The following is a 12,454-nucleotide window of genomic DNA, read 5'->3' on the forward strand; positions in this document are numbered from 1 at the left end:
TAAAAGGGCAGGTGGCGGGCACGAGTTTCGACGGAAGGATTCCCCATGGGCGTCGCTATCGAGGTGAATGGACTTACCAAGTCCTTCGGCTCCTCGAGGATTTGGGAAGACGTGACGCTGGAAATCCCCGCCGGGGAAGTCAGCGTCCTGCTGGGGCCGTCGGGTACCGGCAAATCGGTTTTCCTGAAGTCCTTGATCGGTTTGTTGCGGCCCGAGCGCGGCTCGGTGGTCATCGACGGCACCGACATCCTGCAGTGCTCGGCAAAGGAGCTCTACGAGATCCGCACGCTGTTCGGCGTGATGTTCCAGGACGGTGCTCTGTTCGGTTCGATGAACCTGTTCGACAACGCGGCCTTCCCGCTGCGCGAGCACACCAAGAAGAAGGAAGGCGAGATCCGTGACATCGTCATGGAGAAGCTGACCCTGGTCGGACTCGGTGGCGACGAGAAGAAGTTCCCCGGCGAGATCTCCGGCGGTATGCGCAAGCGCGCCAGCCTGGCCCGTGCCCTGGTGATGGACCCGCAGATCATCCTCTGTGACGAGCCCGACTCCGGTCTGGACCCGGTCCGTACCGCTTACCTGAGCCAATTGATCCTGGACATCAACGCCCAGATCGACGCCACGGTGCTGATCGTTACCCACAACATCAACATCGCCCGCACCGTGCCGGACAACATGGGCATGCTGTTCCGCCGCAAGCTCGTCATGTTCGGTCCTCGCGAGGTTCTGCTGACCAGCGACGAGCCGGTCGTCCGGCAGTTCCTCAACGGCCGCCGGATCGGGCCGATCGGCATGTCCGAGGAAAAGGACGAGGCGACCATGGCCGAGGAGCAGGCCATGATCGACGCCGGTCACCACGCCGGTGGTGTCGAGGAGATCGAGGGGGTGCCGCCGCAGATCGTCGCGACACCGGGAATGCCCGAGCGCAAGGCCGTCGCCCGCCGCCAGGCTAGGGTGCGTGAGATTCTGCACACCCTGCCCAAGGGCGCTCAGGCCGCCATCCTCGACGACCTCGAAGGGACCCACAAGTACCGCGCCCATGAGTTCGGCGACTAGGCGGCCGGCCCGCCGTGTTTCGCGATAACTCCGCGTAACACGACGGCCCGCCCACTTGACGACGGGCCGTAAACGGGCCAGTCTGTTGGGCAGCATGTTTCCAGCGGAAAGTCGAAACGCCAGCCAGCGCCGATGTCCCTGGACTGCTGATGGTGGGAAGTTGAGGAATACGCCGTCCTGCGCTATTGTTGGACGTTGCGCTGGCTACCTCCTGCCCACCTCACCCGCCACCTGACACCGTGGTCTAAGCCTGAGCCCCCTCAAGCGGCTTAGTTCTAGTTGCGCGTGAGATCCGGACAGATCGTTCGCCGGCCGAACCAACAAAATTCGCGGCGAGCTGGCCGGTGGTCCCGGTCTTCGTGAGTCGCACGAGGTGCTGGAAGGATGCATCTTGGCAGATTTCCGCCAGAGCAAGACGGATCGCCCACAAAGTTCCTCTAACGGAAGTTCTTCAAACGGCTCCGTGCCCGGAGCCCCTAACCGAGTTTCCTTCGCCAAGCTCCGCGAACCGCTCGAGGTTCCGGGCCTGCTTGACGTGCAGATCGACGCCTTCGAGTGGTTGATCGGCGCGCCGCGGTGGCGTGAGGCCGCCGCCGCCCGTGGGGACGTGACTCCGGTGGGTGGCCTGGAAGAGGTGCTCTACGAGCTCTCGCCGATCGAGGACTTCTCGGGCTCGATGTCGCTGTCGTTCTCCGACCCGCGTTTCGACGAGGTCAAGGCGCCGGTCGACGAGTGCAAAGACAAGGACATGACGTACGCGGCCCCGCTGTTCGTCACGGCCGAGTTCATCAACAACAACACCGGCGAGATCAAGAGCCAGACGGTGTTCATGGGCGACTTCCCGATGATGACCGAGAAGGGCACCTTCATCATCAACGGGACCGAGCGTGTGGTGGTCAGCCAGCTGGTCCGCTCGCCGGGTGTGTACTTCGACGAGTCGATCGACAAGTCGACCGAGAAGCTGTTGCACAGCGTCAAGGTGATCCCGAGCCGGGGCGCCTGGCTGGAGTTCGACGTCGACAAGCGCGACACCGTCGGCGTGCGTATCGACCGCAAGCGCCGCCAGCCGGTCACCGTGCTGCTCAAGGCGCTGGGCTGGACCAACGAGCAGATCACCGAGCGGTTCGGTTTCTCCGAGATCATGATGTCGACGCTTGAGAAGGACAACACCGCCGGCACCGACGAGGCACTGCTGGACATCTACCGCAAGCTGCGTCCGGGCGAGCCGCCGACCAAGGAGTCCGCGCAGACCCTGTTGGAGAACCTGTTCTTCAAGGAGAAGCGCTACGACCTGGCCCGCGTGGGCCGCTACAAGGTCAACAAGAAGCTCGGCCTGAATGTGGGCGAGCCGATCACGTCGTCGACCCTGACCGAGGAAGACGTCGTCGCCACCATCGAATACCTGGTGCGCCTGCACGAGGGCCAGGCCACGATGACCGTCCCCGGCGGCACCGAGGTGCCGGTGGAGACCGACGACATCGACCACTTCGGCAACCGCCGGTTGCGCACCGTGGGCGAGCTGATCCAGAACCAGATCCGGGTCGGTATGTCGCGCATGGAGCGCGTGGTCCGGGAGCGGATGACCACGCAGGACGTCGAGGCCATCACGCCGCAGACCCTGATCAACATCCGGCCGGTCGTCGCCGCGATCAAGGAGTTCTTCGGCACCAGCCAGCTGTCGCAGTTCATGGACCAGAACAACCCGCTGTCCGGGCTGACCCACAAGCGTCGTCTCTCGGCGCTGGGCCCGGGCGGTCTGTCCCGTGAGCGCGCCGGCCTGGAGGTCCGTGACGTCCACCCGTCGCACTACGGCCGCATGTGCCCGATCGAGACCCCGGAAGGTCCGAACATCGGTCTGATCGGCTCGCTGGCGACTTACGCGCGGGTCAACCCGTTCGGGTTCATCGAGACGCCGTACCGCAAGGTCGTCGACGGTGTGATCAGCGACGAGATCCACTACCTGACCGCCGACGAGGAGGACCGCCACGTCGTTGCGCAGGCCAACTCGCCGATCGACGCCAAGGGCCGGTTCGAAGAGTCGCGTGTCCTGGTCCGCCGGAAGGCGGGCGAGGTCGAGTACGTGCCCTCGTCGGAGGTGGACTACATGGACGTGTCGCCGCGCCAGATGGTGTCGGTGGCCACGGCCATGATCCCGTTCCTCGAGCACGACGACGCCAACCGTGCCCTGATGGGCGCCAACATGCAGCGCCAGGCGGTTCCGCTGGTGCGCAGTGAGGCGCCCCTGGTGGGCACCGGTATGGAGCTGCGCGCGGCGATCGACGCCGGCGACGTGGTCGTGGCCGACAAGGCCGGGGTGATCGAGGAGGTGTCCGCCGACTACATCACCGTGATGGCCGACGACGGCACCCGGCACACCTACCGGATGCGCAAATTCGAGCGGTCCAACCACGGCACCTGCGCCAACCAGTCGCCGATCGTCGACGCGGGGGAGCGGGTCGAGGCCGGCCAGGTCATCGCCGACGGTCCCTGCACCGAGAACGGCGAGATGGCGCTGGGCAAGAACCTGCTCGTGGCGATCATGCCGTGGGAAGGCCACAACTACGAGGACGCGATCATCCTCTCCAACCGGCTGGTTGAGGAGGACGTGCTCACGTCGATCCACATCGAGGAGCACGAGATCGACGCTCGCGACACCAAGCTGGGCGCCGAGGAGATCACCCGGGACATCCCGAACGTCTCCGACGAGGTGCTGGCCGACCTGGACGAGCGTGGCATCGTGCGCATCGGTGCCGAGGTTCGCGACGGCGACATCCTGGTCGGCAAGGTCACCCCGAAGGGTGAAACCGAGCTGACCCCGGAGGAGCGGCTGCTGCGCGCGATCTTCGGTGAGAAGGCCCGCGAGGTTCGCGACACCTCCCTGAAGGTGCCGCACGGCGAGTCCGGCAAGGTCATCGGCATCCGGGTGTTCTCCCGCGAGGACGACGACGAGCTGCCGGCCGGCGTCAACGAGCTGGTGCGCGTCTACGTGGCCCAGAAGCGCAAGATCTCCGACGGCGACAAGCTCGCCGGACGCCACGGCAACAAGGGCGTCATCGGCAAGATCCTGCCGCAGGAGGACATGCCGTTCCTGCCGGACGGCACCCCGGTGGACATCATCCTGAACACGCACGGTGTGCCGCGACGGATGAACATCGGTCAGATCCTGGAGACCCACCTCGGGTGGGTGGCCAAGTCCGGCTGGAACATCGACGGTTCGCCCGAGTGGGCGGTCAACCTGCCCGAGCAGCTGCGGCACGCGCAGCCGGACCAGATCGTGTCCACGCCGGTGTTCGACGGCGCCAAGGAGGAGGAGCTGCAGGGCATGCTGTCCTGCACGCTGCCCAACCGCGACGGCGAGGTCATGGTCAACGGCGACGGCAAGGCGGTGCTGTTCGACGGCCGCAGTGGTGAGCCGTTCCCGTACCCGGTGACGGTCGGCTACATGTACATCATGAAGCTGCACCACTTGGTGGACGACAAGATCCACGCCCGCTCCACCGGTCCGTACTCGATGATCACGCAGCAGCCGCTGGGTGGTAAGGCGCAGTTCGGTGGGCAGCGCTTCGGTGAGATGGAGTGCTGGGCCATGCAGGCCTACGGCGCGGCGTACACGCTGCAGGAGCTGTTGACCATCAAGTCCGACGACACCGTCGGCCGGGTCAAGGTGTACGAGGCGATCGTCAAGGGCGAGAACATCCCGGAGCCGGGTATTCCCGAGTCCTTCAAGGTGTTGCTCAAGGAACTGCAGTCGCTCTGCCTCAACGTCGAGGTGCTCTCCTCGGACGGTGCGGCGATCGAGCTGCGCGAAGGCGAGGACGAGGACCTCGAGCGGGCAGCGGCGAACCTGGGAATCAACCTGTCCCGCAACGAATCTGCGTCTGTTGAGGACCTGGCTTAGCGGCAAAGCTATTGCAGCCAAGCCAGCCTCTTTTTGGTAACTAAACCCGCAAGGGGAAAGGGAGTTACGTGCTCGACGTCAACTTCTTCGATGAACTCCGTATCGGCCTGGCCACCGCGGAGGACATCAGGCAATGGTCTTACGGCGAGGTCAAGAAGCCGGAGACGATCAACTACCGCACGCTGAAGCCGGAGAAGGACGGCCTGTTCTGCGAGAAGATCTTCGGACCGACTCGCGACTGGGAGTGCTACTGCGGCAAGTATAAGCGTGTCCGGTTCAAGGGCATCATCTGTGAGCGCTGTGGCGTCGAGGTGACCCGCGCCAAGGTGCGTCGCGAGCGGATGGGTCACATCGAGTTGGCCGCGCCCGTGACGCACATCTGGTACTTCAAGGGCGTGCCGTCTCGGTTGGGTTATCTGCTCGACCTGGCGCCGAAGGATCTCGAGAAGATCATCTACTTCGCCGCCTACGTCATCACCGCGGTCGACGACGAGATGCGCCACAACGAGCTCTCCACGCTCGAGGCCGAAATGCTGGTGGAGCGCAAGGCCATTGAGGACCAGCGCGACGCCGATCTTGAGGCCCGTGCCCAGAAGCTCGAGGCCGACCTGGCCGAGCTGGAGGCCGAGGGTGCCAAGGCCGACGCGCGCCGCAAGGTTCGCGACGGCGGCGAGCGCGAGATGCGCCAGCTGCGCGACCGGGCCCAGCGTGAGCTGGACCGGCTCGAGGAGATCTGGACGACCTTCACCAAGCTGGCTCCCAAGCAGCTGATCGTCGACGAGAACCTCTACCGCGAGCTGATCGACCGCTTCGGTGAGTACTTCACCGGCGCCATGGGCGCGGAGTCAATCCAGAAGCTGATCGAGAACTTCGACATCGACGCCGAAGCCGAGTCGTTGCGCGACGTCATCAAGAACGGCAAGGGGCAGAAGAAGCTTCGCGCCCTCAAGCGGCTCAAGGTGGTCGCCGCCTTCCAGCAGTCGGGCAACTCGCCGATGGGCATGGTGCTCGACGCCGTCCCGGTGATCCCGCCGGAACTGCGCCCGATGGTGCAGCTGGACGGTGGCCGGTTCGCCACGTCGGACCTCAACGACCTGTACCGCCGCGTGATCAACCGCAACAACCGGCTCAAGCGACTGATCGACCTCGGCGCGCCCGAGATCATCGTCAACAACGAGAAGCGGATGCTTCAGGAGTCGGTGGACGCGCTGTTCGACAACGGCCGTCGCGGCCGCCCGGTCACCGGGCCGGGTAACCGCCCGCTCAAGTCGCTGTCCGATCTGCTCAAGGGCAAGCAGGGCCGGTTCCGTCAGAACCTGCTCGGTAAGCGCGTCGACTACTCGGGCCGTTCGGTCATCGTGGTCGGTCCGCAGCTCAAGCTGCACCAGTGCGGCCTGCCCAAGCTGATGGCGCTGGAGCTGTTCAAGCCGTTCGTGATGAAGCGACTGGTCGACCTGAACCACGCGCAGAACATCAAGAGCGCCAAGCGCATGGTGGAGCGTCAGCGTCCCCAGGTGTGGGATGTCCTCGAAGAGGTCATCGCCGAGCACCCGGTGCTGCTGAACCGCGCACCCACCCTGCACCGGCTGGGTATCCAGGCCTTCGAGCCAATGTTGGTGGAAGGCAAGGCGATCCAGCTGCACCCGCTGGTGTGTGAGGCGTTCAACGCCGACTTCGACGGTGACCAGATGGCGGTGCACCTGCCGCTGAGCGCCGAGGCGCAGGCCGAGGCACGCATCCTGATGCTGTCGAGTAACAACATCCTGTCGCCCGCGTCGGGCCGCCCGCTGGCCATGCCGCGTCTGGACATGGTGACCGGTCTGTACTTCCTGACCACCGAGGTCGACGGCGACAAGGGCGAATTCAAGGCGGCCGCCAAGGATGAGCCCGAGGTCGGGGTGTACTCCTCGCCGGCCGAGGCGATCATGGCGTCCGACCGTGGCGTGCTGTCGGTGCGGGCCAAGATCAAGGTGCGGCTGACCCAGCTGCGGCCGCCGGCCGAGATCGAGGCCGAGTTGTTCGGCGCCAACGGCTGGCAGCCGGGCGACGCGTGGATGGCCGAGACCACTTTGGGCCGGGTGCTTTTCAACGAGCTGCTGCCGGTGGGCTACCCGTTCGTGAACAAGCAGATGCACAAGAAGGTGCAGGCGTCGATCATCAACGATCTGGCCGAGCGCTACCCGATGATCGTGGTCGCGCAGACCGTGGACAAGCTCAAGGACGCCGGTTTCTACTGGGCGACCCGCAGCGGTGTCACGGTCTCGATGGCCGACGTGCTCGTCCCGCCGCGCAAGAAGGAGATCCTCGACCAGTACGAGGAGCGGGCCGAGAAGGTCGAAAAGCAGTTCCAGCGTGGTGCTTTGAACCACGACGAGCGCAACGAGGCGCTGGTGGAGATCTGGAAGGAAGCCACCGACGAGGTCGGTCAGGCGCTGCGTGAGCACTACCCGGCGGACAACCCGATCATCACGATCGTGGACTCGGGCGCCACGGGTAACTTCACCCAGACGCGAACGCTGGCCGGCATGAAGGGTCTGGTGACCAACCCGAAGGGTGAGTTCATCCCGCGTCCGGTCAAGTCCTCGTTCCGTGAGGGCCTGACCGTGCTGGAGTACTTCATCAACACGCACGGCGCTCGAAAGGGCTTGGCGGACACCGCGTTGCGTACCGCTGACTCGGGTTACCTGACCCGTCGTCTGGTGGACGTGAGCCAGGACGTCATCGTCCGAGAGCACGACTGCGAGACCGAGCGGGGCATCCTCGTCGAGCTGGCTGAACGTCAGCCCGACGGCAGCCTGATCCGCGACCCGTACATCGAAACCTCGGCGTACGCGCGGACTCTGGGTGCCGACGCGGTCGACGAGGCCGGCAACGTCGTCGTCGCGCGCGGCGAGGACCTGGGTGACCCGTCGATCGAGGCCCTGTTGGCCGCGGGCATCACCCAGATCAAGGTGCGTTCGGTGCTGACCTGCACCACCGGAACCGGTGTGTGTGCGACCTGTTACGGGCGGTCCATGGCGACCGGCAAGCTGGTCGACATCGGTGAGGCCGTCGGTATCGTCGCCGCGCAGTCCATCGGTGAGCCCGGCACGCAGCTGACCATGCGTACCTTCCACCAGGGTGGCGTCGGTGAGGACATCACCGGCGGTCTGCCCCGTGTGCAGGAGCTGTTCGAGGCCCGCATCCCGCGCGGTAAGGCGCCGATCGCCGACGTCACCGGGCGGGTCCATCTCGAGGACGGTGAGCGCTTCTACAAGATCACCATCGTTCCCGACGACGGCAGCGAAGAGGTCGTGTACGACAAGCTCTCCAAGCGGCAGCGGCTGCGTGTGTTCAAGCACGAAGACGGTTCCGAGCGGGTGCTGTCCGACGGCGACCACGTCGAGGTGGGCCAGCAGCTGATGGAAGGCTCGGCCGACCCGCACGAGGTGCTGCGCGTGCAGGGCCCCCGCGAGGTGCAGATCCACCTGGTCCGCGAGGTCCAGGAGGTGTACCGCGCACAGGGTGTGTCGATCCACGACAAGCACATCGAGGTGATCGTCCGCCAGATGCTGCGCCGCGTCACCATCATCGACTCGGGCTCGACGGAGTTCCTGCCCGGCTCGCTGATCGACCGTGCGGAGTTCGAGGCGGAGAACCGCCGGGTGGTGGCCGAGGGCGGCGAGCCCGCCGCCGGCCGTCCGGTGCTGATGGGTATCACGAAGGCGTCGCTGGCCACCGACTCGTGGCTGAGTGCGGCGTCGTTCCAGGAGACCACGCGAGTGCTGACCGATGCGGCGATCAACTGCCGCAGCGACAAGCTCAACGGTCTGAAGGAGAACGTGATCATCGGAAAGCTGATCCCGGCAGGCACCGGTATCAACCGGTATCGCAACATCCAGGTGCAGCCGACCGAGGAGGCCCGGGCCGCCGCGTACACGATCCCGTCCTACGAGGATCAGTACTACAGCCCGGACTTCGGCCAGGCCACCGGTGCCGCGGTGCCGCTGGACGACTACGGCTACAGCGACTACCGCTAGTCAACAACGAAAAAGCCCCGGGTTCGCCCCGGGGCTTTTTCGTTGCGCGGGGCCGTCGCGGCCGTCGGGGCCCGTCACTAGACTGGCCGACGTGCTCATCGGTTCACACGTCCGCAACGACGACCCGCTGGCCGCCGCGCAGACCGACGGCGCCGACGTGGTGCAGTTCTTCCTCGGCAACCCACAGAGCTGGAAGAAACCGAAACCCCGCGACGACGCCGAGGCGCTCAAAGCGTCGAGCGTGCCGCTTTACGTCCATGCGCCCTACCTCATCAACGTCGCATCGGCGAACAACCGCATCCGGATCCCGTCGCGCAAGATTTTGCAGGACACGTGCGACGCCGCCTCGGAAATCAACGCGACGGCGGTCATCGTGCACGGCGGCCACGCCGACGACGACGACATGGAGGCCGGCTTCGAGCGGTGGGTCAAAGCACTGGACTATCTGGAAACAGACGTGCAGGTGTATCTGGAAAACACCGCAGGCGGCGACCACGCGATGGCCCGCCATTTCGACATCATCGGCAAACTGTGGGATCGCATCGGCGACAAGGGGATTGGCTTCTGCCTGGACACCTGCCACGCCTGGGCCGCCGGTGAGGCCCTGATCGATGCGGTCGACAGGATCAGGGCCATCACCGGACGCATCGATCTGGTGCACTGCAACGACTCGAGGGACGCGGCGGGTTCGGGTGCCGACCGGCACGCCAACTTCGGCACCGGCCAGATCGATCCGCAGCTGCTCGTCGCGGTGGTCGAGGCCGCCGACGCGCCGGTGATCTGCGAGACCGCGGACGAGGGCCGCAAGGACGACATCGCGTTCCTGCGGGAGCACACCGCGAGCTGACCGCCGGCCCGGACTGTTACACCTCTTGTGCAACTGTCGGGAAAATGTAACATTGGTGGCATGTCGGACACTCATGTCGTCACCAATCAGGTCCCGCCCCTGGAAAACCACAACCCGGCCAGTTCCGCGGTGCTCATCGAGGCCCTGATCCGCGAGGGCGGGCAGTGGGGCCTGGACGAGGTGAACGAAGTGGGTGCGCTGTCGGCTACCCATCAGGCGCAGCGGTGGGGTGAGCTCGCGGACCGCAACCGGCCCGTCCTGCACACCCACGACCGCAACGGTCACCGCGTCGACGAGGTCGAATACGACCCCGCCTACCACGAACTCATGCGCGCGGCGGTCGCCCACGGCATGCACGCCGCGCCCTGGGCCGACGAGCGCCCCGGCGCGCACGTCGTCCGCGCCGCCAAAACGTCGGTGTGGACGGTCGAGCCGGGCCACATCTGCCCGATCTCGATGACGTACGCCGTCGTTCCGGCGCTGCGCTTCAACCCCGAGCTGGCCAAGGTGTACGAGCCGCTGCTGACCAGTCGCGAATACGACCCCGAGCTCCGGCTGGCCACCACCAAGCCGGGCATCACCGCGGGCATGTCGATGACCGAGAAGCAGGGCGGCTCCGACGTGCGCGCCGGCACCACCGAGGCGACGCCCAACGCCGACGGCACCTACCGCCTGACCGGTCACAAGTGGTTCACCTCAGCGCCGATGTGCGACATCTTCCTGGTGCTGGCGCAGGCGCCGGGCGGGCTGTCCTGCTTCATGCTGCCCCGGGTCCTGCCCGACGGCACCCGCAACCGAATGTTCCTGCAGCGCCTCAAGGACAAGCTCGGCAACCACGCCAACGCATCGAGTGAGGTCGAATACGACGGCGCGATCGCGTGGCTGGTGGGGGAGGAAGGGCGCGGCGTACCCACCATCATCGAGATGGTCAACCTCACCCGGCTGGATTGCACGCTGGGCAGCGCCACCAGCATGCGCACCGGTCTGACCCGGGCGATCTACCACGCGCAACACCGAAAGGCCTTCGGCGCCTATCTGATCGACCAGCCGCTGATGCGCAACGTGCTGGCCGACCTCGCCGTCGAGGCGGAGGCGGCCACCATGGTCGCGATGCGGATGGCCGGCGCCACCGACAAGGCCGTGCGCGGCGACCAGCGGGAGGCGCTGCTGCGCCGCATCGGCCTGGCGGCCAGCAAGTACTGGGTATGCAAGCGCTCCACGCCGCACGCCGCCGAGGCGCTGGAATGCCTGGGTGGCAACGGCTATGTCGAGGATTCCGGTATGCCGCGGCTGTACCGGGAGGCGCCGCTGATGGGCATCTGGGAGGGCTCGGGCAACGTCAGCGCGCTGGACACGTTGCGCGCCATGGCAACTCGCCCTGAGTGCGTCGAGGTGCTGTTCGACGAGCTCGCCGACGGTGCGGGTCAGGACCCGCGCCTGGCCAACCACGTCGCGCGGGTGCGCGATCAGCTGGGCGACCTGGAGACCATCCAGTACCGCGGCCGCAAGGTGGCCGAAGACATCTGCCTGGCGCTGCAGGGCTCGCTGCTGGTGCGGCACGGCCACCCGGCCGTCGCCGAAGCGTTCCTGACCACCCGCCTCGACCGACAGTGGGGTGGTGCCTTCGGCACCATGCCGGACGGGCTCGACCTCGCACCGATCCTGGAGCGGGCGCTGGTAAAGGGCTGAGCGCCAATGACTCACGCGATCAGGCCGGTCGACTTCGACAACCTCAAAACGATGACCTACGAGGTCACCGATCGGGTTGCGCGCATCACGTTCAACCGGCCGGACAAGGGCAACGCGATCGTCGCGGACACCCCGCTGGAACTCTCGGCGTTGGTGGAGCGCGCCGACCTCGACCCGAACGTGCACGTCATCTTGGTGTCCGGTCGCGGCGAGGGCTTCTGCGCGGGCTTCGACCTGAGTGCCTACGCCGATCGCACCGGCTCGGCCGGTGGCACCGGCGCGTACCAGGGCACCGTGCTGGACGGAAAGACCCAGGCGGTCAACCATTTGGCCGATCAGCCGTGGGATCCGATGATCGACTATCAGATGATGAGTCGCTTTGTGCGGGGCTTTTCCAGCCTTTTGCACGCCGACAAGCCGACGGTGGTCAAGATCCACGGCTACTGCGTGGCGGGCGGCACCGACATCGCACTGCACGCCGATCAGGTGATCGCCGCCGCCGACGCCAAGATCGGCTACCCGCCGACCCGGGTATGGGGCGTCCCGGCGGCCGGCCTGTGGGCGCACCGCCTGGGTGATCAGCGCGCGAAAAGGCTGTTGTTCACCGGTGATTGCATCACCGGCGCGCAGGCCGCCGAGTGGGGATGGGCCGTCGAGGCGCCGGATCCGGCGGACCTCGACGAGCGCACCGAGCGGCTGGTCGAGCGGATCGCGGCGGTGCCCGTCAACCAGCTGATCATGGTCAAGCTCGCGCTGAATTCCGCTCTGCTGCAACAGGGCGTGGCGACCAGCCGGATGGTCAGCACGGTTTTCGACGGCGTCGCCCGGCACACACCCGAGGGGCATGCCTTCGTCGCCGACGCCGTCGAGCACGGGTTCCGCGAGGCGGTACGGCACCGCGACGAACCGTTCGGCGACCACGGCCGCCGCGCGTCCGGAGTGTAG

Annotated in this window: 6 protein-coding genes; all 6 read left to right on the forward strand. The window is 66.2% G+C overall.

All coding sequences use genetic code 11. The annotated features are described in order from the left end of the window. Positions 1–45 precede the first annotated feature (45 nt). The 6 genes from ACZYVJ_RS18770 (at position 46) to ACZYVJ_RS18795 (ending at position 12,454) form a co-directional block, all read left to right on the forward strand. Entirely contained in the window at positions 46–1,056 is a 1,011-nt protein-coding gene (locus ACZYVJ_RS18770) for an ABC transporter ATP-binding protein (protein WP_221044462.1), read from the forward strand. A gap of 391 nt (positions 1,057–1,447) precedes the next feature. Then, complete coding sequence (gene rpoB / locus ACZYVJ_RS18775) at positions 1,448–4,954, forward strand: DNA-directed RNA polymerase subunit beta (RefSeq protein WP_463832391.1); 3,507 nt, start codon at positions 1,448–1,450, stop codon at positions 4,952–4,954. Between the two features lie 68 nt (positions 4,955–5,022). Then, on the forward strand, positions 5,023–8,973 hold the full coding sequence (locus ACZYVJ_RS18780; RefSeq protein ID WP_463832393.1) for a DNA-directed RNA polymerase subunit beta': 3,951 nt from the start codon (positions 5,023–5,025) through the stop codon (positions 8,971–8,973). 91 nt (positions 8,974–9,064) lie between these two features. After that, positions 9,065–9,820, forward strand: coding sequence for a deoxyribonuclease IV (locus tag ACZYVJ_RS18785; protein ID WP_463832394.1), 756 nt, complete (start codon positions 9,065–9,067; stop codon positions 9,818–9,820). A gap of 60 nt (positions 9,821–9,880) precedes the next feature. Continuing rightward, positions 9,881–11,509: an acyl-CoA dehydrogenase family protein gene (locus ACZYVJ_RS18790; RefSeq protein WP_463832395.1), complete on the forward strand. Its 1,629-nt coding sequence runs from the start codon at positions 9,881–9,883 to the stop codon at positions 11,507–11,509. 6 nt (positions 11,510–11,515) lie between these two features. Further along, positions 11,516–12,454: a crotonase/enoyl-CoA hydratase family protein gene (locus ACZYVJ_RS18795; RefSeq protein WP_463832396.1), complete on the forward strand. Its 939-nt coding sequence runs from the start codon at positions 11,516–11,518 to the stop codon at positions 12,452–12,454.

The sequence above is a fragment of the Mycobacterium sp. IDUB_3 genome (genome assembly GCF_055419585.1).

Excerpts from the sequence above, each read along its gene's own strand:
- ACZYVJ_RS18770 (WP_221044462.1), top strand. The coding sequence starts at position 46 with ATGGGCGTCGCTATCGAGGTGAATGGACTTACCAAGTCCTTCGGCTCC.
- ACZYVJ_RS18790 (WP_463832395.1), top strand. The coding sequence starts at position 9,881 with ATGTCGGACACTCATGTCGTCACCAATCAGGTCCCGCCCCTGGAAAAC.
- ACZYVJ_RS18795 (WP_463832396.1), top strand. The coding sequence starts at position 11,516 with ATGACTCACGCGATCAGGCCGGTCGACTTCGACAACCTCAAAACGATG.